The sequence below is a fragment of the Sphingomonas sp. ERG5 genome, assembly GCF_000803065.1.
Taxonomy (GTDB): domain Bacteria; phylum Pseudomonadota; class Alphaproteobacteria; order Sphingomonadales; family Sphingomonadaceae; genus Sphingomonas.
Genome location: NZ_JSXI01000020.1, coordinates 53,725 through 80,386 on the forward strand (window position 1 = coordinate 53,725; position 26,662 = coordinate 80,386).

19 protein-coding genes are annotated in these 26,662 nt (G+C 64.5%); 5 read left to right on the forward strand and 14 right to left on the reverse strand.

The window, feature by feature from the left end:
• Nucleotides 1–190: 190 nt before the first annotated feature.
• Both OO12_RS07720 and chrA read left to right on the forward strand, forming a co-directional pair.
• Nucleotides 191–1,021: a chromate resistance protein ChrB domain-containing protein gene (locus OO12_RS07720; protein WP_034158095.1), complete on the forward strand. Its 831-nt coding sequence runs from the start codon at nt 191–193 to the stop codon at nt 1,019–1,021.
• Nucleotides 1,018–2,415 carry a chromate efflux transporter gene (gene chrA, locus OO12_RS07725; RefSeq protein ID WP_034158096.1) on the forward strand — a complete coding sequence of 466 codons (1,398 nt, stop codon included), beginning with the start codon at nt 1,018–1,020 and terminating at the stop codon, nt 2,413–2,415. Before OO12_RS07720 ends, chrA begins: the two co-directional genes overlap by 4 nt.
• Nucleotides 2,416–2,517: 102 nt before the next feature.
• Here chrA and OO12_RS07730 read toward each other — a convergent pair whose 3' ends face one another.
• From OO12_RS07730 to OO12_RS07780, 11 genes are all read right to left on the reverse strand, one after another.
• A complete protein-coding gene (locus OO12_RS07730) occupies nt 2,518–3,864 on the reverse strand; it encodes a sensor histidine kinase (RefSeq protein ID WP_034158097.1) in 1,347 nt (448 codons plus the stop codon).
• Nucleotides 3,864–4,538, reverse strand: coding sequence for a response regulator transcription factor (locus OO12_RS07735; protein WP_034158098.1), 675 nt, complete (start codon nt 4,536–4,538; stop codon nt 3,864–3,866). The genes OO12_RS07730 and OO12_RS07735 overlap by 1 nt, the downstream gene beginning before the upstream one ends.
• Nucleotides 4,535–5,923, reverse strand: a complete 1,389-nt coding sequence (locus OO12_RS07740; protein WP_052215645.1) for an efflux transporter outer membrane subunit — start codon at nt 5,921–5,923, stop codon at nt 4,535–4,537. Before OO12_RS07740 ends, OO12_RS07735 begins: the two co-directional genes overlap by 4 nt.
• Nucleotides 5,920–9,021: an efflux RND transporter permease subunit gene (locus OO12_RS07745; protein WP_034158099.1), complete on the reverse strand. Its 3,102-nt coding sequence runs from the start codon at nt 9,019–9,021 to the stop codon at nt 5,920–5,922. Before OO12_RS07745 ends, OO12_RS07740 begins: the two co-directional genes overlap by 4 nt.
• A 1-nt stretch (nt 9,022) precedes the next feature.
• Complete coding sequence (locus OO12_RS07750) at nt 9,023–9,967, reverse strand: efflux RND transporter periplasmic adaptor subunit (protein ID WP_200887411.1); 945 nt, start codon at nt 9,965–9,967, stop codon at nt 9,023–9,025.
• 103 nt (nt 9,968–10,070) lie between these two features.
• Nucleotides 10,071–13,112, reverse strand: a complete 3,042-nt coding sequence (locus OO12_RS07755) for an efflux RND transporter permease subunit (protein ID WP_034158101.1) — start codon at nt 13,110–13,112, stop codon at nt 10,071–10,073.
• On the reverse strand, nt 13,109–14,125 hold the full coding sequence (locus OO12_RS07760) for an efflux RND transporter periplasmic adaptor subunit (protein WP_034158102.1): 1,017 nt from the start codon (nt 14,123–14,125) through the stop codon (nt 13,109–13,111). The genes OO12_RS07755 and OO12_RS07760 overlap by 4 nt, the downstream gene beginning before the upstream one ends.
• Complete coding sequence (locus OO12_RS07765; protein WP_034158103.1) at nt 14,122–15,462, reverse strand: TolC family protein; 1,341 nt, start codon at nt 15,460–15,462, stop codon at nt 14,122–14,124. Before OO12_RS07765 ends, OO12_RS07760 begins: the two co-directional genes overlap by 4 nt.
• Complete coding sequence (locus tag OO12_RS07770) at nt 15,459–16,778, reverse strand: sensor histidine kinase (RefSeq protein WP_034158104.1); 1,320 nt, start codon at nt 16,776–16,778, stop codon at nt 15,459–15,461. Before OO12_RS07770 ends, OO12_RS07765 begins: the two co-directional genes overlap by 4 nt.
• The gene (locus tag OO12_RS07775) at nt 16,771–17,448 is read right to left on the reverse strand and encodes a response regulator transcription factor (protein ID WP_034158105.1); all 678 of its coding nucleotides are present in this window, start codon (nt 17,446–17,448) and stop codon (nt 16,771–16,773) included. The genes OO12_RS07770 and OO12_RS07775 overlap by 8 nt, the downstream gene beginning before the upstream one ends.
• Before the next feature lie 8 nt (nt 17,449–17,456).
• Nucleotides 17,457–17,750: a PepSY domain-containing protein gene (locus tag OO12_RS07780; RefSeq protein ID WP_034158106.1), complete on the reverse strand. Its 294-nt coding sequence runs from the start codon at nt 17,748–17,750 to the stop codon at nt 17,457–17,459.
• 217 nt (nt 17,751–17,967) lie between these two features.
• On the opposite strand from OO12_RS07780, the gene OO12_RS07785 reads away from it, so the two are divergent.
• Nucleotides 17,968–18,975: a YncE family protein gene (locus OO12_RS07785; protein ID WP_034158107.1), complete on the forward strand. Its 1,008-nt coding sequence runs from the start codon at nt 17,968–17,970 to the stop codon at nt 18,973–18,975.
• Here the strand turns inward: OO12_RS07785 and OO12_RS27420 are convergent.
• Together OO12_RS27420 and OO12_RS07795 are read right to left on the reverse strand one after the other, a co-directional pair.
• The gene (locus OO12_RS27420; protein ID WP_082006406.1) at nt 18,962–19,675 is read right to left on the reverse strand and encodes a phosphatase PAP2 family protein; all 714 of its coding nucleotides are present in this window, start codon (nt 19,673–19,675) and stop codon (nt 18,962–18,964) included. The genes OO12_RS07785 and OO12_RS27420 overlap by 14 nt on opposite strands.
• Before the next feature lie 2 nt (nt 19,676–19,677).
• The gene (locus tag OO12_RS07795; protein WP_034158108.1) at nt 19,678–22,044 is read right to left on the reverse strand and encodes a TonB-dependent receptor; all 2,367 of its coding nucleotides are present in this window, start codon (nt 22,042–22,044) and stop codon (nt 19,678–19,680) included.
• Between the two features lie 244 nt (nt 22,045–22,288).
• On the opposite strand from OO12_RS07795, the gene OO12_RS07800 reads away from it, so the two are divergent.
• Entirely contained in the window at nt 22,289–23,248 is a 960-nt protein-coding gene (locus OO12_RS07800; RefSeq protein ID WP_160296759.1) for a PAS domain-containing protein, read from the forward strand.
• Between the two features lie 140 nt (nt 23,249–23,388).
• On the opposite strand, the gene OO12_RS07805 is transcribed toward OO12_RS07800, so the two are convergent.
• Nucleotides 23,389–24,306 carry a hypothetical protein gene (locus OO12_RS07805; RefSeq protein WP_034158110.1) on the reverse strand — a complete coding sequence of 306 codons (918 nt, stop codon included), beginning with the start codon at nt 24,304–24,306 and terminating at the stop codon, nt 23,389–23,391.
• 323 nt (nt 24,307–24,629) lie between these two features.
• Between OO12_RS07805 and OO12_RS07810 the strand changes: the two genes are divergently transcribed.
• The coding region (locus OO12_RS07810) for a two-partner secretion domain-containing protein (RefSeq protein ID WP_152616310.1) at nt 24,630–26,662 on the forward strand (2,033 nt) is incomplete at its 3' end.

Sequence of the window (26,662 nt, forward strand, 5' to 3'; positions counted from 1 at the left end):
CTGCGGATGTTTTCCGATAACGAACTTGGCAGGTATCAGGCGACGCTAGACCATCAGGATGATTGTGACCATTGTCACGCCGTGGCTTGACAGAAGCACGCCAAGGCACTGTAATCAGGGTATGGGGATTGCGATCTCCCCACGAGGCGGCACGCCAAAGCATCGCGTCCCAACCGTATGAGGACGCACCATGCCCGCCATTAATTCGATTTCTCCTGACAAATTGCTCAAGCTGATCGGGACGCCTGGCGGCCCCGCGATCATCGACGTTCGGACCGCCGAAGATTTTGCCGCGGATGCCCGGTTGGTGCCGGGCGCGGTCCGCCACGATTTCGCCACCGTCGCCGAATGGGGACCCGCATTCGCCGGACAGAGCGCGGTCGTCATTTGCCAGAAGGGTCAAAAGCTCAGCGAGGGCGTTGCCGCATGGCTGCGTCAATCGGGGGTCGGGGCTGAGGTGCTGGATGGCGGCGCGCTCGGCTGGGGCATTGCGGGCTATCCGATGGTGCCCGAAGCGGCGCTGCCACCTCGCGATGCGCGAGGCCGAACGATCTGGGTGACAAGAGCAAGACCCAAGGTTGATCGCATCGCCTGCCCGTGGCTGATCCGCCGCTTCGTCGATCCTGACGCGGTGTTTCTGTTCGTTACGCCATCGGAAGTCCCGGGGGTTGCCGAGCGATTCAGTGCGACGCCGTTCGATATTGAAGGTGTTCGGTGGAGCCACGATGGCGACCGATGCACTTTCGATGTGATGGTTGAAACGTTCGGATTGGGAACGCTTCCCGCTCTTGCACATCTGGCCACCATCGTGCGCGGGGCCGACACGGCGCGCCCTGACATCGTGCCGGAAGCGGCGGGGTTGCTCGCCATGTCGCTGGGCTTGTCGCGCATGTATGCCGACGACCTCGAACAACTCGATGCCGGAATGCTGATGTATGACGCGCTCTATCGCTGGTGCCGCGATGCGCGCGGGGAAACGCATGACTGGACGGCGCATAAGGCGCGCGGAGAGCGCCCGTGACCGCCGTGGTACTCGACGCCGCGCCCCAGCGTCCGCAGCCGGTTACACTCGGCGAAGCCTTCTGGGTCTGGCTCAGAATTGCCGCGCTGTCGTTCGGTGGTCCTGCCGGTCAGATCGCGGTGATGCACCGCATATTGGTCGAGGAGAAACGCTGGATCGGCGAGCATCGTTTTCTCCATGCGCTGAACTATTGCATGTTGCTGCCCGGGCCGGAGGCGCAGCAGCTTGCCACCTATATCGGCTGGCTGCTCCACCGGACGCGTGGTGGGATCGTCGCGGGGGTGCTGTTCGTATTGCCCGGCGCGCTGTCGATCATGGCGCTCAGCTGGGTCTATGCCCTCTACGGTAAGCTGGGGATCGTCTCCGCTCTGTTCTTCGGCCTGAAGGCGGCGGTGCTGGCAATCGTGCTTCAGGCGGTGATGCGCATCGGAAAGCGCTCGCTCAGGAACACCACCATGCGCGTGATCGCCGCGTCCGCCTTCGTCGCGATCTTCTTCGCGGGTGTTCCGTTCCCGGTGATCATTCTTGCGGCAGGTATCATCGGCTTTGTCGGCGGGCGGCGCGGCGCCACAGCATTCAAGGCAGGCGGCGGCCACGGATCCAGTGGCGGCGAGATTGTCGCCGACGCCGATACCTTGCTTGGCGAAGAACTTCCCGCCCACGCCAATCCGGGATTCAGACAATCATTGCGGGTCGCGCTGATCTGGCTGGCGCTCTGGCTGTTGCCGGTCGCAGCACTCCTGCTGCTGCTTGGCTCCGGCAGCGTGTTCAGTCAGATCGCGACCTTCTTCTCGACGATGGCAATGGTGACGTTCGGCGGAGCCTATGCCGTGCTCGCTTATGTCGCTCAGGAAGCTGTGCAGTCTTACCACTGGCTCTCTCCCGGCGAGATGCTGGACGGGCTGGGCATGGCGGAAACGACGCCGGGTCCACTCATCATGGTGCTCCAGTTCGTCGGATTCCTCGGGGCCTATCGTCACCCCGGATTGCTCCCACCGTTGCTGGCGGGAACGCTCGGCGGGTTGCTCGCGACGTGGGTGACGTTCGTGCCCTGCTTCCTGTGGATTTTCCTCGGGGCCCCCTTCATCGAACGGCTGCGCGGCAATGCCGCACTTGCCGGTGCGCTATCGGCGATCACGGCGGCTGTGGTTGGCGTTGTGCTCAACCTCGCGATCTGGTTCGCGCTTCACACATTGTTTCGGGCCGTCACCCCGTTGTCGGTCGGTGCGCTCCGTTTCGACTTGCCCGTGCCATCAAGCCTCGACCCCTGGGCGCTGCTGCTGTCGGCCGGTGCCATGGTCGCGATGTTCAAATTCAATACCGGCGTGATCGTCACGCTTGCGACCACCTCCGCGCTTGGCGTGGCTTTCTACGCCGCTGGTTTCATTGGATAGGAGAGGGACGATGATCGATCTTGTCGCGCGAGGACACGCGCCGCCGTCACCCGATCATAGTCCTACGGTGATCGTATAGCCGCCCTATGGAAACGGTAATGTTCAGCGCGGCGTCGAAAGCCGGACCTCGACCGCAAAGCCGCGACCATCGCGCAGGCGCGCGGCGCCATGATGCGCTGTCGCGATGGCCTGGACCAGTGCAAGACCAAGTCCGTGGCCGTCCGACGACCGGCTGCGTTCGGTGCGGCTGAAGCGCTGGAACAATCGACCTGCATCGTCCGCGCCGACACCAGGGCCGTCATCGGCAACGGTCAGGATTACGCCGTCATCGTCGGTGGTCAGCGCGACGCTGATCGTCGTGCCGGGCGGCGTATGCCGCAGGGCGTTGTCGAGCAGATTACTGGCCAGCTGGAGAAGCAGTCGGCGGTCGCCGACCAGGGTGACCGCACGATCGACCGAATCCACCAGCAGATGGCCGCTTGCCTCGACGTCGGGACGATAGGTGTCGAGCAGGTCGCCGATCGCGTCACCCAGCGCGACACGGCGGAAATGACGCCGCACACCCATCGCCTCGACCTCGGAGATACGCAGCAATGCCGCGAATATCTCGAGCAGTTCTTCGGCCTGTGCGGCGGCTGCGGTGATTGCGTCATCGCGCGCCGCGCCGTCGCCGGTGGCCAGCGCTTCGTCGAGTCGATGGCTGAGCCGGGTAAGCGGGGTACGCAGGTCATGCGCGACGTCGCTCGACACCTGGCGCAGATTGTCCATCAGTGCGCCGATCCGGTCGAGCATGCGGTTGAGCGTCGTCGATACGCGATCGAATTCACTGCCCGATCCATCGACGGGCATGCGTCGCTGCAAGTCTCCGCCGATGATCGCGAGCGCTGCACGATCGATTCGGTTGAGGCGCGAGGCGGTAATGGCACCGACCGTCCAGGCTCCGCCCGCGCCGAGCAACAGCATCGCGCCGAATGCGACCGCGAACAGGATCAGCAGGTTGCGGTCGGTCTGGCCCAATGCGCCGCGATCGGCGGCAACCACCAGCCGCCCGCCTCCCGGCACGGCGGTGGTCAGCGACTGTGCGATCCGCCCGTCGGCATGATGGAGAAATTCCTCATATCCAAGCCCTGTCGGCGCCGCGGCATCAAGCGATCCGGCGATCCGACGGCCATGCGCATTGATCAGTATATAACCGAGATGGTCGATCTCGGCGACAGCTTCGCGCCGGCGAATCGCGGCGGCCAGTGCGGCGAGCCGATCGGCGCCGGGTTCGGCCAGCAGGGCGCGTGTCTCGGTTGCGGTGCGATGATCGAGCTGCTCCTCCAGCGCTTCATGCGTCACCTGATAGGCGATGCCGCCGATCGCCAGCGTTGCCAGGGCGAGCACCGCGCTGACGATCGCCGCCAGCCCGAAGGTCGAGCGCCAAAGCCGGCTCAACGAGCGCCGCATCAGCCGCTGCGGATCATGTAGCCGGCACCGCGGATCGTTTCGATCGCATCGTCATCGAAACCGGCGTTGAGCTTGGAGCGCAGCCGGCTGAGATGCGTCTCGACGATATTGGTCTTGGGGTCGAAGTCGAAGTCCCACACCCGCTCGAGCAGCATGGTGCGCGTCATCACCCGCCGGGGATTGCGCATCAGCTCAGCTAGGAGCGCGAATTCGCGCGGCTGGAGCACGACTCGACGACCAGCGCGCTTGACCGTCCGGCGTTCGAAATCGAGTTCGATGTCGCCGACGCTTAGCCGATTGGGTTCGGCCTGAGACGTAGGACGGCGACCCAGCGCGTTGATCCGCGCGGCCAGCTCGGAAAAGGCGAACGGCTTGACCAGATAATCGTCCGCGCCGCTATTCAGCCCCTCGACCCGGTCCTCGATGCTGCCCATTGCGGTCAACATCAGAATCGGCGTGGCGCTGCCACCGGCGCGCAGCATCCTTACCACTGACAGGCCGTCGATGCCGGGCAGCATGCGATCGACCACGATTGCATCGAACGCTCCGTCAGTGGCTAGGAACACGCCCTCGCGCCCATCGGCGGCGGCGGCCACATGGTGCCCCGCTTCGCTCAGCCCACGCATGACGAAGCTGCGTGTTTCGGCATCGTCTTCGACGATCAGGATTCTCATAGTGTCTCTACTACCGCAACCGGCGCGTGCTGCCACCCGCCGCCGAGTGCGCGGAAAAGGGCGACTTGTCCTTGCGCCAGCAACAGACTCGACTGCGCGCGCTGGAGCTGTGCCGAGGCGAGAGAGCGTTCGGCGTCGATGCGCAGCAGCGGTGCTGCATCGCCAAGCCGCACCCGGGCGGCGGCGCGGCGAGCATAATCGCCGGCCTGAACCGCCCCCTCGTCCAGTGCGCGATGGCGTCGTGCCTCGGCATCCTGCGCAGCGAGTGCCGTTTCCACTTCGCGAAGGGCGCGCAGGATCGCGACGTCCCAACCGGCCAGCGCAGCCCGTTCAGTGGCGCGGGCCTGCTGCAGGCGCGCGCGGGCCGGCCCCTGGTTGGGAAAGGCCCAGGAGATCAGCGGCGATGCGGTGGCGGCAAAGCCGCCGCCAAGCAGGCCAAACGCCCCGCCAAGGTTGAGGCGCGGGTAAAGATCGGCGCGCGCGACGCCGATCCGCGCGGCGGCTGCGGCAAGGCGGCGTTCGGCTTCGCGGATATCCGGGCGACGCAGGAGCAACGCGGCGCCATCGCCAATCGGCAGCCGGCCGGACAAAGTCGGGACCGCCGTGCAATCGAGGCGCCATTCGCGCGCGGCGGCCGGCGAGACACCTTGCAGTGTCGCCAGCCGATACAGCGCATTGGCACGTGCCGCTTCGAATGGCGGCACACCCGCTTCCGCCGCCGCTAGCAAGGTGGCGGCCTGTGACAAGTCGAGTGGGGAAACCTCACCCGCTCGCAGTTGATCGCTGACCATCGTCACTGCACGCTGCTGAGCCGCAACGACGGTTCGTGAGACGATGAGAGCCTGATTGGCACCGCACAAATCGACATAGGCAAGCACGGTATCGGCAACCACGGCCACGCGCACGCCGTCATACGCCGCCGCTACGGCATCGGTATCGGCGCGTGCGGCCAGCGCGCCGGAACGCAGGCGGCCGAACAGATCCACATCCCAGCTTGCCGTTGCCGCGATATCGTAATCGCTCGCGGGAACATTGGCCGCGCTTGGTTGAGCGGAAGGATTGTCGATCCCGCCGCTGCTTTCCACAATCACCTGTGGCAGGCGAAGCGCCTTGGCCTGCCGCTGCGCCGCGCGCGCACCATCGAGATTGGCGAAAGCAATGCGCAGATCGGCATTGGCAGCGATGCTGGCCCGGACAAGCCGATCGAGCACCGGGTCGTCATAGAGGCGCCACCAATCGTCCGGCACTGGCTCGATCGAGGCTGTCGGCGGGCCGGCAAACGGGCCGAGTGCGGCGGGTGGCGCAACGGTCGGCGGCGTTGCGGGGGTGGTCATACAAGCACTCGCCAGCAGTGCGGCGAGCGGCATCATTCGGCGCATCGTCATGCCGGCACTCCCGCCAATGGCGCATCTGCCGGCGCGCGCTCCTTGCCGAAGCGGGTATAGAGCGCCGGCATCAGGAACAGATTGAGCACGGTCGAAGATACCAGCCCGCCAAGGATGACGATCGCCATCGGATGCTCGATCTCATGTCCGGGCGCATTGCCGGCGAGGATCAGCGGCAGCAGCGCGAGGCCAGCGCAGGCGGCGGTCATCAGGATCGGCACCAGCCGTTCTTCCGCGCCGCGCAGGACCAGGCCGGGGCCGAAATCCTCTCCCTCCACCCGGCGCAGATGGTCATAGTGCGACAAGAGCATGATGCCGTTCCGCGCCGAGATACCGATGACGGTCACGAATCCGACCAGCGAGCCAAGCGACAACACGCCACCGGTCAGGGCGACGCCAATGACGCCGCCGACCAACGCAAACGGAAGGCTGAGCCCGACCAGCGCGGTGATCCGCGTCGAACGAAATTCCAGCCACACCAGCAAGAGCACGCCGACGAGGCAGAGCAGCCCAGTCGCCCAGAGGCGCTGGCGCGATTCCTTCAGCGCCGCATATTCGCCGAGCACGCGCGGATGATAGCCCTGCGCAAAGGGCATGGCGGCGACTGCCGTCTCGACCGCGCGTGCGGTCGAGCCGAGGTCGCTGCCTTTCACGTTCATCGTCACGTCGATGCGGCGCTGACCATTCTCGCGCTTGATCTCGTTAGGGGCAGGGACGATGCGAATATCCGCCACGCCGCGTAGTCGAGCGGGTGCGCCGGTCGGTGACTGGATCATCAGATCGGCAAGTGCGTGACGATTGTCGCGGATCGATGGTTCACCCCATAGCGCGACGTCGAACGCCTTCTGATCGCGGTAAATCTCTCCCAGTTTCTGTCCCGCGACCAGCGTCTGCGCCTGGCGCCTGACCTCACCCGGTGTGAGCCCGAATGTGGCGAGGTCGGCCGGGCGCGGGCGAATCTGGATTTGCGGGACGAGGACCTGTTGTTCCACCTTGAGATCGGTGACGCCGTTCAAGCCGGAGACTTTCGTTTTGACCCGATCGGCGGCCGCGCGCAATTCGACCTGGTCCGGGCCGTAGATGCGGACCACCACGCTTGCCCCGGCGCCCGACAGCACTTCCTTGATGCGTTCCCGCAGATAGGTGAGCACATCGCGGAACAGGCCGGGATAGCCATCGATCACGGCTTTGATCCTGGCCACGCTGGTGTCGTAATCGGCTTGCTGGTCGAGGCTGATCCACAATTCGGTGAAGTTGGGGCCGACCACTTCGTCGGCGGCTTCCGCGCGGCCGATATGCGCGCCGAAATTGCGCACGCCGGGTATCGCGCGCAACTCCTTCGAGACGCGGATCGTGATCCGGTCCATCGCCTCGATCGAGGTGCCGGGCTTCTCGACCCAGTGCATCAGGAAGTCGGTTTCCCGAAAATCGGGGAGGAACTGATCCTTGAAACTCGCATAGCCAATGCCGGCGGCGAGCAACCCGGTCGCAATGATCCCCATCGCCAGACTCGGCCGTGCCACCATTCGGGGCAGGACGCCCGTGTAACGGCGCTTGAGTGCGGCGACGAGGCGGGTGTCGCGGGCTTCCTTTATCGGCGCGTTGGGGAGCAGGAACAGGCACAGTGCCGGCGTTACGACCAGCGCGACCAGCAGCGACATGCCGATCGCGAGCACATAGGCGATCGCGAGCGGCTGAAAGAAGGTACCAGCGACTCCGCCGAGGAAGAAGATCGGCAGGAACACCAGCATCACGATCAGCGAGGCGAACACCACTGCCGAGCGAACCTCGAGCGAGGCCGACAGAACGACGTCGAATGCGCTGCGCGGATTGCCCGCCTCGTGGTTGAGGCGCAGGCGACGGGCGATATTCTCGACGTCGATGATCGCATCGTCGACCACTTCGCCGAGCGCGATGACCAGGCCGGCGATGACCATCGTGTTGATCGTCGCACCGCTCCACAGCAGCACCAGCCCCGCCCCGAGCAGCGACAGCGGAATGGCGACGAGGCTGATGACTGCCTGTCGCCAGTCGCGCGTGAAGACGAACAGGATGACCGCGACAAGCAGACAGCCGATCATCAATGCGCGGGTCAGATTGTCGATCGAGCGTTCGATGAAGGTTGCGGGGCGGAAGATCGTCGTGTCGATCCAGACATCCTTCAGGCCGGGGCGGAGCTCGGCGATTGCCGCCTCGACCTTGCGCGTCAGTTCGAGCGTGTTGCCGGTCGGTTGCTTTTCGACGATCAGCATGATGCCCGGACCGTCATCGATGATCGCATTGCCGATCGGTGCGGCATGGCCATCGACGACCCGCGCGACATCGCCGACCCGGATCGAAGCCCCGCCCGCCACCTTGATCACGGTGCGCGCGAGGTCATCGGCGTTCTGCACGGCGCCGGCTTGCTGCACTGCAATCCGCTGATTGGGCGTGTCGACAAAGCCGCCGCCACCGACGAGCACGGCATCCCCGGCGGCGGTGCGCAACTCGTTCAACGTGACGCCGGCGGCGCGAAGCCTGTCCGGATCGGCCAACACCTGGATCTGGCGGTCGCGCTGACCCCAGACCGCGATATTGGCGACCCCCGGTACCGCCATCAATCGCGGGCGGATCGTCCAGCGGACAAGTTCCGACAATTGCATCTGGTCGAGGGTCTTCGACGTGATGCCGATCTTCATCGCGCGGCTGGTGGAGGATAAGGGGGGCAGCATCACCGGCGCGCGGGCGGCGGCGGGCAGCCGGCCCTGGATCTGCGTCACACGCTCCTGCACCAGCTGCCGCGCGCGGATGACATCAATACCGCGATCGAACAGGATCGTGACCGACGACAGGCCGAGCACCGATTTCGACCGCAATGTCGCAAGATCGGGGACGCCGTTGACGGCGGTCTCGATCGGCACGGTGATCAGGCTTTCGACCTCTTCGGTCGACAGGCCCGGTGCCTCGGTCTGGATTTCGACGATCGGCGGTGCGAATTCGGGGAAGACGTCGAGCGGAACGTCGGTGGATGCGCGAATGCCGAGCAGGACGAGCAGCGCCGCCATTACCAGGACAAGGACGCGTTGGGTCAGCGCTGCGCGGACGAGCCAGGCCAGCATCTCAGTGCGCCACGCCGAATTCGGTGCCGAACAATTCCGCCGCGCCTGCTGTCACGATCTCATTACCGCGCGACAGGCCACGGGCCAGGATCGCGCGGCTACCCGACATTGAGGTGATCTCGATCCGGCGACGCACGAAGGTGCTGGAGCCAGTGCGCTGATAGACCCATTCGCCACCATAGATGTCGCTGACGATCGCCGCGGCCGGTACCGAAATTCCGAAGGCGTTGCCGTCGCCCATCGGCAGCGCGACGGCAACGCGCTGGCCGACGCGATAGGCACGGTCGCGATTGTCGAGCGCGAAGTACAGGTCGACCGTGCCGGCGGCACCATCGGCAGATGGAGGTGCCTCTATCGGCCTTGCGATACGGGGCGGACCGGAGTCGCCGAGCGGGCGTATTTCAGCGGCACGACTGCGTTCGACGGTCGCGATGTCGGTGCCGAACACGGGGACGCGCACCCACAGGCTTGACTGGCGGGTCATCGCGCCGATTGCCGGACCAAGCAGGCGCCGCTGCGCGATCGCCGCCGCGACCGCGGCCTGCGCCGTTGTCAGCGCGGCGGCTGCCTCATCGCGTGCCCGTACGCTTCCTGCCTCTTCGCGCACCAGCGCGTCCGCACGGGTCAGTGCAGTGCGGGCAAGGGTCGCTTGCGCGCGGGCGCGGACGATCTCGCCATCGGCGGTGACCTGTTGCATGCCGATCAGCGCAATATTGCTCAGCGCGCCCGTCGGTACGCCGCCTGCACCGGCCGGAATGACGATCTCGCCGGCAGTTTCGCGCCGTGCTGTTATGCTATCCTGCCCGACGCGCTCCGTCTTGATACCGAGCCGCTGTGTCGCTTGCGGCGTCAGAGTGAGGCGAAGCAATTCGGTTTCATGGCCGACGGCCTCGGCATGCGCGGGCTTTTCGGGTGATGTGGCGCTGTTTTTGCCGCAGCCACTCAACAGGCCGATGATTGCGCAAAGGAGAAAAGCTGGTCGCATGGCTTGGCCCGTTCGAGTGACGGGCCCGTGCTAGCGTGGCGGCGTGGACTGAAGCTTCCCGCCGCTATACGGTTTGTCCATCTCGCCGCGACAGGCCGATGATTGCTGCCGGCAGGAACAGCAAGACCAGGGGCACCGCGGCGATCAGGCCAAAGATGATCGCGGTGGCCAGTGGCTGTTGCAGGCCGGCCCCGCGGCTAAGGCCGAGCGCAAGCGGTGCAAGCGTCAGGATCGCGATCAGTGCCGACATCAGGATCGGGCGCAACCGTTTCGCGCCCGCCTCGCGCAGGGCGGTCAGGTCAACCGGACGCTCGCGATCAATTTCGGCGAGGAAGAAGATCACCAACTCGGTGACCATGCCGACCACCATCGTCAGGCCCATCAACGCAGAAATGTCGAGTTCGATGCCCGTCAGCCACAGGCCGCCAAGGACCGCGGCGGCGGAGAGCAGGACGGTGGCGATCGCCGCCAGCGTCCACGCGATGCGTTCGAACAGAAAGGTCAACAGCAACGCGGTGAGCAGCAGGGCGGCAGCGAACACCATCGACAGATCGGCAAAGCTCCGCAGCTGCTGCGCATAAAGGCCGCCATAATCGACCCGGATCGCGGCAGGCAGGCCAAGGGCCGTGACGGTGGCGCGCACGTCCTTCATCGTCGATCCCATATCGCGCCCCTCTAGCCGTGCGGTGACGGCAATGAACGGCGCGAGATCCTCCCGGGTCAGCTGCTGCTGTCCGGCCACGATCGTGACGGTGGCGATCTGTGCGACCCGCACGACATGGCCATCGGGCGCCACCATCGGCAAGCGCCCGATTTCGTCGGCACGCGCGCTCAGGGCGACGGGGGCGCGGACGCGAACCTGCACTAGCTGCTCCCCGACCCTGATCGAAGTCGCCGGCGTACCCGCGATCAACGCTTCGATCTGGCCGGCAACGGCACTTGGATCCAACCCCTGCTGCGCCGCACGGGCAGGATCGATCCTGACGCTGATCGCATCGCCGGCGACGCGCAACCCATCGACCACCTCGACCACACCGGAAACCTTGCCGATCGCCGTGCCGACCTGCCGCGCAGATTTTGCCAGCAAGGGGGGATCATCGCCGAACAATTTGACCTCGATCGGCTGGGGCACGGCGGTAAGATCGCCGATCAGATCTTCCATCAGCTGCGCGGTTTCGATCGCCAGTCCCGGTACTTTCTCCTGCACCTGTTGACGCAGATCGGCCATGACGTCGTCGATATGGCGCCGCGAGCCGCCCTTCAGGCGGATGAAATAATCGCCTTCATCGGCTTCGCTCAACCCGCCACCCAGCTGCGCGCCGGTCCGCCGCGAATAGCTCGCCACCTCGGGTGTGGCGGTGATGATCGTCTCGACCTGGCGGAGCAATCGGTCCGTGTCGCTGAGCGCCGCGCCGGGCTGCGCTTTGTAATCGAGGATGAAACCGCCCTCGTCCATCTTGGGCATGAAGCCGGAAGGCACATGGTTCCAGGCAAGCCAGCCGACCAGCGCCATTGCCGCTGTCAGGACAAGCGCGAATAGCCCAGGCCGCAGAAATACGCGGTCAGCGGCACGATGATAGACAGTACCGAGCCGGTCGGTGAATCGCTGGGCCCGCTCAGCAGCCTCGGTATCCTTGTCGCGCAGCCAATAGCCCGCAGCGAGCGGAATGACGAAGCGCGCATAGAGCAGCGACAAGCCGAGCGCTGCGACCATGGTCAGCGCCAATGCCTTGAAGAACCCGCCGGTAACGCCGCTGATGAAGGCAAGCGGCAGGAACACCACGATCGTCGCCGAGGTCGATCCGATCAGTGGCGTGCCCATTTCGGCGGCCGCCGCAAGGACGCCGGACATGCCCTTCGCCGCACCCTCCTGCATCCGGCGCATGATGTGTTCGAGCATGACCACGGCATCATCGACGACCAGCCCGACCGCCGCCGCCATGCCGCCCAAGGTCATCATGTTGAAGCTCATGCCCAGCGCGAACAGGATCAGGCAGGTGCCGCCCAGTACCGCTGGCAGCATCAATCCCGTGATCATCATCAAGCGGCTCGAACGCAGGAACAGCAGCAACACCAGTCCGGCGAGCACTGCGCCAAGCAGGATCGCGTCGCGTACGGCGCCGGCCGCTCCGGTCACCAATTCGGACTGATCATAAAAGGTGGTGACCTTGACGCTTGGCGGTAGGCCAAGCGATTGCAGGCGCGCGTCGATGTCGCCCACGATCCGGACGCTATCGCCGTCCGGCGACTGGCGCAGATTGACCAGCACCGCGTCGCGCCCGTCCGATGTGACGCGCGTATAGTTGGGCGCGGCGGCCGGCGTTATCCTGGCGATCTGGCTGAGCGTGACCAGCCCCGCGCCGGCATTCTGCCCGGCCTTGACCGGCAGTGCCATCAGGTCCGGCAACGACGCGATGCGGTTCTGCGCCAGCACGAGGTAGAGCCGGTGGCGGTCCTCCAGCCGGCCCACGCCCTGGACGATATTGGCCTTGCCCAGCGCCGCGGAAATATCAGCGAGGCTGAGGCCGAGCGCCTGTGCGCGCGCCGGATCCACTTCGACCATGATTTCGCGCGGGCTGCCGCCAAACACATCGACCCCGGCGACGCCGGTCACCGCACTCAACGCGGGGCGAATTTTCAGTTCGGCGATCTGGTGCAGGGCTTCGCTGTCGAGCGATGTCGAGGTGAGCGCAAGGCCAAGCACTGGAAAGATCGTCGGATCGGAACGGCGTACGTTGAAGCGCGTGCCGGCCGGTAGGTCGGGCAGGATCGTCGCTAGCGCACCCTGCGCCGCCAGTGTCGCGGCGACCATGTCCTGACCCCAGGGGAAATTGAGCGAGACCTCTGCCGATCCCCGGCTCGTGGTGGCCCGGATATGCTCCGCGCCGGGCACCGCGCGCAGCGCGATTTCGGCCGGGCGGGTGATTTCGGCCGCCATCTGGTCGGCGTCGCGCTCGCCGGCATCGATTGACACGACGACCCGCGGATAGTCGATATGTGGGAACAGGCTGACCGGCAGCCATGTCGCGGCGATCGCGCCGCCCAATGTCAGCAGGAACGCGGCAAGCCAGAAAGAGCGAGCATGCGCGGCGAGGAGCCGTGTCACTTGGTGCGCACTTTCATGCCGTCCTCGATGGCGGTCCCGCCCTCAGTCACGACCTGCTCGCCGCGCCGCACGCCCTTGAGGATCGCGACGCGGCCGTCCTGCGTCGCGCCGATTGCGACATCGCGGCGACGCGCGACCCCGGCGGCCACAACATAGACATAGGGCTGCCCGCCATCCTCGAGCAGCGCGGCATAGGGGATGGCCGGCGCCTCGCTGGTGGCGGTCATCGCAAGCGTGCCCGTCAAAGTCTCGCCAATGCCGAGACCGGCTGCGGCGGGAAGGCGCACGAACAGCGCGGCGAGTTTCGTCTGCGGATCTGCCACCGGCATCACCGACTGGATCGGCACCGCAAAGGCGGCTCGGCCAGCAGCGGCTTCGATCCGTAGCGATGTACCGGCACGCGCCACGCGCGCGACGGCAGGATCGACACCAAAGCGCCCACGCAGATCGCCGCGGCGAGCGATCGTCGCGATGGTGGCGCCGGCCGGAACGAGATCGCCGGGATTGACCGCGACGCTTTCGACCAGGCCCGATGCCGGTGCGCGCACCATTAGTGCCCCGGTGCGTCCGGCAAGGCTGGTACGTGTCAGGTTGGCGGCTGTCGCCACAGCTTTCGCGGTTTCCACTTCAGCATCGGAAACCAGGCCATCGGCGCGCAGGCGCCTGGCGCGCGCAAGCGCAGCATCGGCGGTCCGGGCATCGGTCGTTGCCTTGGCGAGGTCCAGCCGGGTTGTCGGACTGGCAACGAGTCGTACGATCACGTCGCCTTGCGAAACCGCAGTGCCGACCGGCGCCAGGATTGCTGCGACGCTTGCCTCTGCCGGGGCGGCCAGAGCTGCCTTCGCACCCGCACCGCCCTCGACTATGCCGTAAAGCGTCACGCTCTGGGCCAGTGCACCTGGCTCCGCTGACGCCAGCGCGACCAGCGCGACAGGCGTTGGCACTGTGTCTGCAGGTGTCGTGCCGGAGCAACCGGCACAGGCAAGCAGTGCGATCGGGAGCATATGCTTCATCGTGGCCAGCTTTCCATCGGTGTTCCGGTCAGCAATTCGAGGGCGATCGTCTGCTCGGCCAGATCCTGCTCGGCTTGGGCAAGCAGGCTTTGTTTGTCGCGGACCACTTGCTCGGCCGTCTCGGCGGTCACCGGCGAAAGATCGCCGCGCGTCGCCGCCTGGCGGCTTGCTGTGGCGAACCGCTCCAGCACCGGCAAGTCGCGCAGCACCGCGTCGCGCTGACCGCGCGCAACCGCGAGTCCGCCGACTGCGGCGGCGATCTCTGCGCGGGTCTGGAACAGGCGTGCATCATATTCGGCCTTGAGTGCGGCGCGCGTCGCTTGTTCGACGGCGATGCCGCCGCGGTTGCGGTTCCATAGCGGCAGGGTGAAATCGATCGCCGGACCGACGATCAGATTGCCGGCAGTGTCGCGATTGGCCGTGACGGTCAGGTTCAGCGAGGGGAATTGATCAAGGATCGCCTTGCGCACGGCCGCTTCCTGCGACTGATATCCTGCCTCCAGCGCCCTGATGTCCATTCGGTTGGTCCGCGCGGTCGCAAACAGCCGCTCGGCGTCGGGCGGTGCGTCCGGCTGGGGCGATGGAGCGAGTTTGAGCCCGGTCGCCGGTGGCAGGCCGAGAAGACGTGTCAGTTCGAATGTTGCGGCATTGAGCGCGTTCTGCGTGGTCCGGGCCTTATCCTCCGCATCGGCGGCCGCAACGCGTGCCGCCTGCACCCGGTCGCCGGCGATATCCCCGCGGCCGGCGGCACTCTGGATTCGCGTCAGGAGTGATCGGGCAGTGTCGCGCGTCGTTGCGGCCAGCGTGAGGCTGCGGGTCAGCGCGCCGATCCTTATCGCTTGAATCCGCGCCTGGCCGGCGGTCTGCCATTCACTCCATGCAAGGTCGAGCCGTACCTGGTCGGCGGCGGCCTTCGCCTGTGCAATCCTGACGCCGCGCATGCGCAGTGCGTTCAGGTCGAAGCCAAGGGCGCCGATCAGATCGATCATTGGATCGGGCCCGCTCAACACCTTGCTTGCGCCGAAATTGAACGTGGGATCGGGCAGCAGTCTTGCCGCGAAACTTTGCGCGTCATTGATCCCGGCGCGTGCGCGCAATGCTTTCAGGTCGGGATTGGCAATCACCGCCAAAATCGCGATCGCGTTGCCGTCGAGCGGCCTGTCGAAGTCAATTGCGACTGGCCGCAGATAGGGGCGATCAATCGTCTCCGCTGCCTGCGCCAGCGTTGCACTGTCTGGCGGCGCAAGGACATCCGGGGAAACCGACAAAGGCGACGGCACATAGCTTTGGCAACCGCCAAGCAGCAACAGCGGGAAGAGCCAATTGCGATGCTTCATGTGGCGCTCGGCAAAAGGATGGTAACCTGCAGGCCTGATTTGCCGGTATCGACCACGACCTCTCCACCGTGCGCGGCCGCGACCGCAGTAACCAGGCTGAGCCCCAGCCCATTACCCGGCGTCGTGCGACTGGCCTCGGTCCGATGGAACCGCCGCAGGATCGCCTGGCTATCGGCGGCCGGCACGCCGGGCCCGTTGTCGGCGACCGACAGCCGGATCCATTCGGGGCTGGTCTCGAGCAACAGGATCACGTTGGTACCGATGGGCGTGTGAATTCTGGTATTGTCGAGCAGATTGGCGATTGCCTGGGCCAGCAATTCGCGGTCGCCGCGGACAATGATATCCGGCGTGACGGTCCAGCAGAAATTGCGCCCGCTATCGCTGAGCGCCGGCAGGAAACTGTCGGCGACATCCTCGGCCAGCGCGGACAAGTCGATGCGCGTGAAGCCCTGCTCGAGCCCGCCGCCCTCGACCTCCGCGATGCGCAGGATCGAGCCGAACAATTTGAGCAACTCTTCGCCTTGGTCGATCGCGCGCTGCGCGGCGCCGTCGACCTTGCCGACTTGCTCGAGCTGACTGCGCAGGCGCAACAGCGGCGTGCGCAGGTCGTGCGCCACATCGCTTGATACCTGGCGCAGATTCTCCATCAGCCCCGCGATGCGATCGAGCATCGCGTTGAGCGCGAGCGCGGCTGTGTCGAATTCGTCGCGATTGGGGCCAACCGGCATGCGCTGGGCAAGATCGCCCGCGACGATCGCGTTGGCGGTGACCTCGATCGCGCCGAGCCGGTGGCGCAAATAGCGGCCGAGCAGCAACGCGCCGGCCGCGCCGATCACCAGCACGATAACGAAAGCGGTACCGAACAGGGTCAGGATCGTCGCGTCGATCGTCTCGATCGCTTCGGAATCGACCGCGACGACCAGGCGCTCACCGCTTGGCAGGTCGATCGCCTTGGCCCGCGCGGCGTCCGGCCCCTCCACGGGGTCACGGAATATAATCATGCTGAACCCGGTCGGCGGTCGCGCCGTGTCGAGAGCGCCGCTGATCCGTTTGCCGTTGGAGTCGAAGAGCGCATAGCCGAAAGAGTGGGTGGTGCGCCCGGCCTCTCGCTCGGCGATTTCGCGCGCGAGTTTCTGGCCGCGGCCTTCCTGCGCCAGGTCGGCGATTTCGTCGGAAATCGTCTGGTCGCGTTGCTGGCGGAATTCAGCATCGGCCGCGAAATATACCGCGACGCCGAGCAGCAGGATCGCTGCCGCGAACGCTGCGGCATAAGTGAAGGCGATGCGATAGGCCGCGCTGGTTCGCAAATTAGCCATCTACGCGCATCCGGTACCCGGCGCCGCGGATTGTTTCGATCGGATCATCGGCGAAGCCTTCGCGCAGTTTCGACCGCATCCGGCTCAGATGGCTTTCGACGATGTTGGTCTGGGGATCGAAATGGAAGCCCCATACTTCCTCCAGGAACATGGTTCGCGTGACGATTCGGCCGGCGTTGCGCATCAGGAACTGGAGAAGCGCGAATTCGCGCGGCTGTAGAAGGACAGGGTGGTCGCCGCGCGTGACCTCCCGCCGCAATATGTCGAGCACGATATCGCCGACCTCCAGCCGGGTGACGACGTCGCTGATCGGCGGTCGCCGCATCAGCGCATTGAGCCGCGCCACCAGCTCGGCCATCGCGAACGGCTTGACGAGATAGTCATCGGCACCCGCATTGAGCCCGTCGACGCGATCGACAATCCCGCCCTTGGCGGTCAGCACCATGACCGGGACCCTGACCGTCGCGGCACGTAGGCGCCGCAATATGTCGAGTCCTTCGATCCCCGGCAGCATCCGGTCGAGGATGATCATATCGAACGTCTCGGTCGCCCCGAGGTGAAGCGCATCCTCCCCATTATCGACCCGCGTCACGACGTGACTCAGTTCGGCAAGTCCGCGCTGAATGAATGCGGCGGTCTCGGCGTCGTCTTCGGCAAGGAGGATGCGCATGCCTGGTGTCAGTCCTTGGCGCCCGGGGCTTCGTAAATGTCTTCGACAATGGCGCCGGTCATCGCATCGACGCCGATCTCGTGAATGCGATTGGCCTGGACGATATCGAATGAATAGCGCCAGCCACCCTTCTCCTGTTCATATTCGGCATCCTTGATTTTACCGGGCGCGCGCTTGAGCGCGATTATACGGGCCTGCGCCATGGTCAGTTTGGGCTTCGGCCCGGGTTTGGCGGCGATTGCGGGTAGGGCGGTCGCACCGCACAGGGCGAGCACACCGAGGGAAAGAACAGCGATCTTCATCTTCTTGGCTCCTGAACTGGCGATCGAAGCGTGATCGCTCCTCTGTTTCTGCACCCGTGAAGATTGGCTGCGCATTGTCCGGCACTTTTCCTTTCCCAATCTTTATTAACGCAGACGAGCAGGGACATGGATTGAATTATCCCAATGTCCCACGGCGTTACTGGCGTGCTCCTTCGCACAGGCGCAGAACTCGCTGGATTCATCAGGGAGTTCGTCCATGCGCCGCCCCATTTTCGCTCTGCTCGCCTCCGTTTCCCTGTGCTTTGCCGCCGCTGCCGTCTCTGCCGAAGCGCCATCCTATACGGTGACCGGGCGTATCGCTGGCCCTGACGGATCCTGGGACTATGCCCGCGTCGATCCCCAGGGGCGCCGGCTCTATGTCGCACGATCGGGGTCCGTGACCGTGGTTGAGCTGGAGAGCGGTGCGGTCTCGTCCTGGGGAGACATTGCGCGGGGCCATGCCGTGCTGCCGATATCGGGTGGCCATTTGCTGGTAACCAGCGGCAACGACGCGACGGTGCGATTCTTCGACACCGCCAGCGGCAAGCAGATCGCCAGTATCTCGGTCGGCAAGAAGCCCGACGCGGCGATCGATGACGCAGCGCACCACCGTGCATTGGTGATGAACTCGGACAGCGGCACGGTATCGGTGGTCGACACACAGGCAATGCGCGTGACGGCAACGATCGCGGTCAAGCCGGCGCTCGAATATGCTGCGCTGGTCGGCGATACGGCGTTCATCAACAACGAGGATGCCAATGAGATCGAGACGGTCGATCTGGCTCGCGGCAAGGCCGGTGCGCCGATTGCGCTGCCGGGTTGCGAAGCACCGACTGGCCTTGGCTACGATGCGCGACACGGTCAATTGATCGGCGCTTGCGCCAACGGCAAGGCGGTCGTGGTCGATGCCAGAACGAAGCGACTGGTTGCCCTGATCGACATCGGCAAGGGGCCCGACGCGGTCATCATGGATGAGGCGCGGCGGCTGGCGTTCATCCCATGCGGCAAGGATGGGGTGCTTGATATCCTGTCGCTTGATGCACCGGGCGGGGTCGCGCGGGTCGGGCGCGTGACCACCGAGGTCGGTGCGCGCACTGGAGCGCTCGACCCCGATACGGGCGCAATTTACCTGCCGACCGCGCGTTTCACGCCGCCTGCAACGCCGGGCGCGCGGCCGGGCTTGGTCCCGGGTTCATTTCATATCCTGGTGGTCAAGCCGTCCTGAGCAGCCCGGCCTGCATCAGCTCGACACGTGACGCCTCGAACGCTGTGGCGAAAGCGGGCTTCGCCATCAGCCGGTCGGCGATCATCAGGCCAAGCGCCTCGCCGGCGGTCACGTCGCTGCGGAAATGCTGTTCGCAGACGATGCGGCTCTCACCATAGCGCGCGGCGCGCGCCAGAATCGCGCCGGCTCTGTCGGGGACCAGCCGCGCGAGTACACCCGCCATCGAGAACGCCATCGAGGCATGCCCGCTGGGATAGCTTGACAGCGGCTGGTCGCTCTTCGAACAGCTGTCGATCGAGACATCAATGATCCACGGACGCTGCCGCTTGAACTCCTGCTTGCCGTGATCGACCACTTGTTTCTCGGTGGCGCGGACCATGTCGAACAGTTTTTTGGTCGCCGGTAGCTTTGTGAGATCGAACGACGGACCCAGCGCCTCGGCGAAGATCGCGGCGTTCTTCGTTGCGCCGTCGAGTTTTGCCGCCGCGATTTCCGCGGGCGAACGGCGCTGCTGCATGGTGTGCAGTTCAGCGAGTTCGGCCGCCGCTTGCGCACTTCCCGCCGCCGGTGGCGGCGGGAGCATGGCTTGTGGATCGAGATCGGTGGCGGACAGGAGCGGGACGCGATCGTCTCGTTCGGCCGCGCCCGCCGCCATAGAGCCGAAGGTCAGTCCGATTGCTGTCAGAAGCAACAGGCGCATGATCAGAGCTTTACCGTGATGTCACCGGTGAACGCACGGCCGGTCTGATAATAATATTGATCGAAATTCGTTGGTGTCGCGTGACCGATATCGCCAAGCGGCGTCTTGCTGCTCGGGCCGATATTGGTCACCGGCCGCGAATTGAACAGGTTGTTGACTTCGACGCCGACCGTCACCGGCCCCAATGTGTAGCGCGCCGACAGGATTGCGGTGTTGTAGCCGTTGCTGCGATACAGATTATATCTGGTGGGATCGGTTGTGGTGGGATCGGCGAACCACTGACGCCCGACATATTTGTCGATCAGCGAGAATTTGATCGGGCCGTTCTTATAGAGCAGGCCACCTGCCGCGGTCCATTCCGGCGCGTTCGCGACCTGGAGGTTTGGCGTGCCGGGATTGTCGGTCTTGGCATAATTGCGCGAGCCGTTGGCGAACACCGCCAAGCCCCTGGGCAGGGCGTAGGTAATTTGCCCTTCAACGCCCTTATACTGCACCGAACCTTGGTTGAAAAACACGGTGCCGACTGCCGGGTCATTGGTGGATGATGAGAATTTGTTGGTGAAATCAATCTTGTAGACATCAGCGTCGATGCTGAGGCTGTGGCCGTGATAGACTAGGCCAGCCTGATAGTTGGTCGATCGTTCGGGGACGACGGTCGAGGCGCCCGGATGCGCTACATAAAGCACGCCGAGCGCCGGTGCGAGGAAGCCGCGGGCATATTGACCATAGACCGCTAACGTATCGTTGACGGCATAGTTGACCGTCAGGAACGGCAGGTCGGCGCTATAGGTCTTGCTGAGTTTCTGCGGGACGCGCGTCGTCTGATTGAACAGTGCGTCGATCTGGCGATTGAAGTCGACATGCTTGAAGCCCGGGGTGATTTTCAGGCCCGGGATCGGCCGCAATTCGAGTTCCACGAATTCCTCGGTGTGGTTGCTGTGCGAATTCTGGTCGAACTTGATGTCGGAAGGGGTGGGATTCAGCGCGGGTAGATAGGGTTTGCCGGTTGTCGGATCATTGGGGATTTTCTCGGCATAGTTGCGCGCGCCGGTCAGCAGGTTGACGTCGCGTTGTTGGCGATACGTGTTTGACCATTCCAGCCATGCACCGACGGTGATCGCGCCAAAGCCGAAATCGATTCGCGTTTTGGCGATGTCGCCAAACATGCGATATTTGTTGGTCTTGGTGTAGCCGGGAACACCCGACACCTTGGTGCCGCCCTGAGTCAGCGTAACCATATTGGCGCCGGCAATCGCGTTGGGCGAGGCCGTCGCATAGAGCGTGACGTCGCTGCCGCTCAGCGTCTCATTGTCATAGCTATAGGTATAGGCGCGGTTCTCAAAGGTCGAGTTGGGCGCGATGTCGGCCTCGAATTTCACGATCTCGAAATCGGTCTTTTTGTGGGTGGAATTATACCCGAAATAGCTCTGCGAATTGGGGTCGTTGTTGAGGCTGAAATTCCTGCCGAACTGCGCGATCTGCGACAGCGTCGCGCCGTCCTTGTCGGGCTGGTTGAAGCGGTTTTCGTTATAGGTGCCAAGCAGCGTCAGCCGCGCATCCGGGCCGATTGGAATCATGATCTTGCCGAATATGTTCGTTGACTTGAAGGGGCTGAAGGAGCGTGCGCCGTCCGACCGGATGCGCTGTGCGCTGAGCGCTACCTCGGTCCCGCCCAGTGCATCGATCGCGCCGCTCTGTGCCACACCGCGCAGCAGATAGGTGTTGTAGCTGCCATAGGTGCCTTTGAGTTCGAGGCCGACATCGTCGCGGGTGGCACGGCTGAACAGGTTGATATTGCCACCGAAGGTCGCCTGGCCGAGCTGGCTCGCATTGCCGGGGCCGCGATCGACAACCAATGTCTCGATCGTGTTGGACGGAAAGAAAGTGTTCGAATGATGCGTCGGGTCGTTGGTGTCGCCGAACGGCACCCCGTCATAGGTGACGTTGTATTCGCCATCCTGGAAGCCGCGAATCTGCGCCTTGGATTCCGACAGGCCGTTGCCGTTGTAATTGCCGTAGCCCGAAACGCTGGGGGAAATGAGCGCGATCTGGTTGAAGTCCGATGTGGCGGGAAGCGAATCCTCGATGAACGAACGCGAGATGACCGACTGCGGCTGAGTCGCCTGCAGCGATGCGGTCACTGGCGCGATCTCGTTCGCCTTGGTGGCGGTGATGATGATGTCCGATCCCTCGGCAATGTCGCTTTTGGGTGCCGTGTCGCTTGTCTTCTCGATGTCGTCCGCGGCCGGGATAGGGTCGCTGGAGATCGCCGGGCGCGTCTCCGCATGCGCAATGCCGGCGATCGACGAGAAGATAAGCGAGAGCGCGGTCGCGCGCAGCCACCGAGTATGCGGAACGGAATTGGTCATGACTTGATCCCCGGCATCCTGAGCGACGCTCGGCCGAGCTATGAATGGGTTGTGACAGTTCCGTTGCGCGGGTGTTTCAAAATCAAGATTGGGAAAACATAATGTACGGGAAAGTGGCTCCATATCGCTGTCCTCGTGGCGATACCCAGGTGCTTTGTAGTTGTATTGATTGAGTTTATGACGACCCCGACAAAGCCTGCTATTCGGTATCGGAATGCAACGCGGGCCGGATAAGGAGCTGTTCATGGCCGAACCGGTCGAACCGTTGATCGACAGCCACAATATCCTCCTCGCAACGCTGCTCGATCAGACCCATGAATGCATCGAACTGCTCGACCGCGATGGGCGCATCCTGTTCGTTAATCGCGAAGGTGCAAATTCGATGGAGCTGACATTGCCGGCTGATCTCATCGGCCAGCTATGGGTTGAGCGATGGCCAGCGGCTGTACGTACAGGAGTCGAGGCCGCGCTTGCATCAGCACGTTCCGGTGAGGTCGCTCGCGTCAGTGCGGCTCGTCCGGGCCCGGATCAATCGCTCCGCTGGTGGGACATTACCGTGACGCCGGTCCGGAGCGATCACGGCGAGCCGTCGCGTTTTCTCACCATTGCTCGCGATGTGACCGCTGAAGTGACGGATCGTCAGCGTGTCGCCGCGATCAGCGCGGAGATGCGCCACCGGCTCAAGAATGCGCTTACTGTGGCATCCGGCCTGGTGATGATGTCGGCCCGGTCACGACCGGAAGCTCGTACGTTCGCCGAGCATGTTACCGCCCGGTTCGCACAGCTCTCGACCGTCCAGGACCTCATCCTCGATCCCTTGTCGAGCAAGCGTTTCGCCGATATCATCCCGTTGCTCGCTTCCGCCTATGGCGACGCGTCGCTGCTCGAATTCGGTGACCTGCCGGATGTCCGGCTGACTGATGCGGCAATGCAAGCGCTCGCCCTTGCGTTCGGAGAACTCGCGACCAATAGCCTCAAATATGGGGCTTTGAAGCTAGGCAGGGCGATCACGATCGGCGGTGAAGCCGATGGCGAGGTGCTTCACCTCACATGGCGCGAGCAAACCGATTTCGGGCCGGTGCGGGATGGCGGTCAGGGTTTGGGCCTGGTCGAGCGACTGGTCCGCGCATCGGGCGGGACATTTGAACGACAGCACGACAATGGCGTGTTCGTCGCCCGGCTCTCGCTGCCAATCCTTGGCTAAAATTTGACCCGGCGGGCTGGCCCCGCGCTTCAACGTAGCCGGATCAAACTCTGGCAGGGTGCCGTCGGTCTATCGCAACCGCGAACTGCCCTGAACAATCGCTGCCACTCGATCGCCGCACTACGCCGATAGGTCTGACGCTATTTGTCGCAGGCTCCGGTGGGATGCAGGAGCGCCAGCGCCATGCCGTGGACGATGTCCACGCCCGCTATCGCTTCCGCCACCCAGCGCTGGACCGAATCCCACAGCTCGTCCCCTATTTCGATATAGAGGCCTGGCGGGTCGCTCGCGCGCAACCATCCGCGATCGGCCGCACCTTGTAGCACGTTGCGTGCATGAGTGCGCGATACGCCGCCCAGTGTTGCTGCGCGGGTATAGAAACCCGGCCCGGTGCGGCGATCCGACGCGTCGCGTACCTCCTGGATCAACAGCATCAGCAACCGCGTGCCGACGCTTTCGCGGATGAAGTAATCGGCAGGGGGATTGCCGCCGACGATCCGGTCCGCAATCTCGAGTGTGGTGAGCGAAGCAATACGATAGGCGCGCTGATAGGCCGGGTCCTGCCGCATCGCGCCATGATAGTCGTCGTCGGGATACAGCAAGGCGAGCGGTGCATGGAATATCTGCAGCCACTCGCGGTCCGCGGCGAGCATCTTCTCAGTTGGCTGCAGGATACGTTCGCGCGTGTCGATCGGCGACCGGCGCGTGGTCAGGAAAGCTTCGTCCTGCAGGCTGGTGACGAGGTCGTTGATCCGACGGCCCGGCTCGACGCACAGCCGCGGCAGGAAGGCGTTGAGCCGTTTCATGGTCAGCCAGGTTTCCGGCTGGTCGCCTTGCTCCCCCGCGGCGAGGCAGACGATAAGCATGAAGGTGACCGCGCGATCATATTCGATCAGCGACCGCAGCCGGCGATCATGGCTGTACAGCGACACCAGTCCATCGACGAGACATGCCGCAGCCTCGGGGAAGCGAGGATGCGCGCGCAACGCCTCCGGGGTATGAAACGGGGGAATCGCGACGCCTGGGTCGATCGACTGCTCGATCGGCGATGTCTTCAAGGCTGATATCCTCCCTCGGACGCGTCGCACGCTGAACGGTCGCGCCGCCCAGGTTGCGTGAACATGCGCCCCCGATAACGGGAGAGGGGGGATGCTGACAGAACAAAGTAGGGAGACGATATCACGGATTTGTTTCGTCGGCTTCGCCATAAGCGGCCGATCGAGTACCGCTCAAGGTCTGCGGAAGCGTGGCGGGCCATGATCCGGACTGGATCCGCCGTGCCGGATTGATCCGTTTTTGTTGCGTTGAGCGGAGGCGGGGTTCGCATAGTTAAGGTTCCCTTACGGCGCAGGCATGCGCCCGGTTTTCCGGTGGGGGATTCATGCAGCGTCATTCCTTGGTCCACTCGACCGCGCGTCGTCGCGCGCTTGCGACAAGCATTCTGGCACGGGGGACGGCGTGCGCTTGTCTGATCGGCCTGGGCGCGACAACTGCGCAAGCGCAGACCGAATTGCCCTCGGGCGGGGTCGTGGCGTCGGGCAGCGCGACGATCGCGACCGCACCGAACGGCGTGACAGTGACGCAGACGACATCGCGCGCGATCGTCAACTGGAACAGCTTCAACGTCGCATCGGGCAACAGCGTGGTGTTCGATCAGCCGGATGCGGGCAGCGCGACGCTGAATCGTGTGACCGGCACGATGGGATCGCAGATCGCCGGACAAGTTCGCGCGAACGGTGCGGTCTATCTGGTCAATCCGAACGGTATCGCGATCACCGCGACCGGCGCTGTCCAGACCGGCGGCGGCTTTATCGCCTCGACGTTGGCGATCAGCGATGCGGATTTCGAGGCCGGGCGCCTGAATTTCATCGGTTCCGGCGCATCGGCGCGCGTATCGAACGGTGGCGCGATCAGCGCTGGCCGGGGGAGTTATGTCGCGCTGCTCGGCGGATCGGTCGGCAATAGCGGGACGATCGCCGTACCCTATGGCCGTGTCGGGCTGGGATCGGGTGAGGGCATTGCGCTTGACCTCAACGGCGACGGCTTCATGCAAGTGGCGATGCCGACCAATGCCGTCGCTGGCGAGGATGCCTTGATCGGCATGAGCGGCTCGATCAGCGCCAGCGGTGGGATCGTGGAGCTCAGGGCTGCGACGGTGCGCGATGCGGTGCGCAACGTGATCAACCTGACCGGCGACATCAATGCCGACAGCGCGACCGGCAAGGGCGGCACGATCATCCTGCATGGCGGTGATGGCGGTTCGGTCCGCTTCACCGGCACGCTTTCCGCGCGCGCCACGGGGACGACGGGCGATGGCGGCTTCATCGAAACTTCGGGTGCCGACATCTCCGTCCCCGGCCTGCGCGTCGATACGTCTGCTGCGGGCGGCACGACCGGCATGTGGCTGGTCGACCCCGTCGACCTGACCGTCGATGCGGAGGCCGCGGCGGCAATCAGCGCCAATCTCGCCACCAGTAACGTCACGCTGGAAACCACCGGCGACAGCGCAAGCGGCGCGGGCAACCAGACGCCCGGCGCCGGCAACATCAATATCGATAGCGCGGTCACCTGGACCAGCACCAACATGTTCACGTTGCGTGCTTACAATGATATCAACATCAACGCCGCGATCACTGGGTCCAATGGCGGACTGACGCTTAGCGCCGGCAATGCCGATCCGCGCATGGGACTGATCAGTGCGACCGGCACGGTCGATGTCGGCCTGTTCAATCTGGTGAATGGCGGCTGGTCGCAGAACATGTCCGCATTGCCGTCGTTCCGCGCGACCGACTTCCGCTTCAGCTTCGACAATGCCAGCTTCCGGCGCGTGACCAGCGGTGACGGCACGACCGCCACGCCGTTCACGATCGAGGATGTCTATGGTCTGCAGGGGATGGCCTCGGCTAACCAGATCGCCCGCAGGTTCGTGCTGACCAGCGATATCGACGCCAGCGGTACCGCCTTGTGGAATGCCGGTGCCGGCTTCGATCCTATTTCGCGGGCTGCCCCGGTCTTTTTCACCGGCACGTTCGATGGCGGCGATCACGTCATCTCGGGCCTGACGATCAATCGCCCGACGAGCGATTATGTCGGTCTGTTCAGCGGCATCGACAATTCGGCCATGATCAGCAATCTCACCCTGACCGGCCTGAACGTCGTGGGCCGGAGCCTGACGGCCGGTCTGGCCGGCTATATGGGGTCGACCAACAACCGGATCACCAATGTGCATGTCGCCGGCACCGTGAGCAGCAATGCCGGCAATATTGGTGGGCTGGTGGGCCAGCAGCTCCGTGGGACAACCAGCAATTCGTCCTCCACCGTGAATGTCTCCGGCGTCACCCGGGTCGGCAGCCTGATCGGCACGGTCACCGGCACGGTGACGAATTCCTGGGCCAGCGGTACAGCCAGGGCCAC

Bases quoted from the DNA above. Each gene is read 5' to 3' on its own strand.
- OO12_RS07720 (WP_034158095.1), top strand. From the start codon at position 191: ATGCCCGCCATTAATTCGATTTCTCCTGACAAATTGCTCAAGCTGATC.
- OO12_RS07730 (WP_034158097.1), bottom strand. From the start codon at position 3,864: ATGCGGCGCTCGTTGAGCCGGCTTTGGCGCTCGACCTTCGGGCTGGCG.
- OO12_RS07735 (WP_034158098.1), bottom strand. From the start codon at position 4,538: ATGAGAATCCTGATCGTCGAAGACGATGCCGAAACACGCAGCTTCGTC.
- OO12_RS07740 (WP_052215645.1), bottom strand. From the start codon at position 5,923: ATGACGATGCGCCGAATGATGCCGCTCGCCGCACTGCTGGCGAGTGCT.
- OO12_RS07745 (WP_034158099.1), bottom strand. From the start codon at position 9,021: ATGCTGGCCTGGCTCGTCCGCGCAGCGCTGACCCAACGCGTCCTTGTC.
- OO12_RS07760 (WP_034158102.1), bottom strand. From the start codon at position 14,125: ATGAAGCATATGCTCCCGATCGCACTGCTTGCCTGTGCCGGTTGCTCC.
- OO12_RS07765 (WP_034158103.1), bottom strand. From the start codon at position 15,462: ATGAAGCATCGCAATTGGCTCTTCCCGCTGTTGCTGCTTGGCGGTTGC.
- OO12_RS07770 (WP_034158104.1), bottom strand. From the start codon at position 16,778: ATGGCTAATTTGCGAACCAGCGCGGCCTATCGCATCGCCTTCACTTAT.
- OO12_RS07775 (WP_034158105.1), bottom strand. From the start codon at position 17,448: ATGCGCATCCTCCTTGCCGAAGACGACGCCGAGACCGCCGCATTCATT.
- OO12_RS07780 (WP_034158106.1), bottom strand. From the start codon at position 17,750: ATGAAGATCGCTGTTCTTTCCCTCGGTGTGCTCGCCCTGTGCGGTGCG.
- OO12_RS07785 (WP_034158107.1), top strand. From the start codon at position 17,968: ATGCGCCGCCCCATTTTCGCTCTGCTCGCCTCCGTTTCCCTGTGCTTT.
- OO12_RS27420 (WP_082006406.1), bottom strand. From the start codon at position 19,675: ATGCGCCTGTTGCTTCTGACAGCAATCGGACTGACCTTCGGCTCTATG.
- OO12_RS07795 (WP_034158108.1), bottom strand. From the start codon at position 22,044: ATGACCAATTCCGTTCCGCATACTCGGTGGCTGCGCGCGACCGCGCTC.
- OO12_RS07800 (WP_160296759.1), top strand. From the start codon at position 22,289: ATGGCCGAACCGGTCGAACCGTTGATCGACAGCCACAATATCCTCCTC.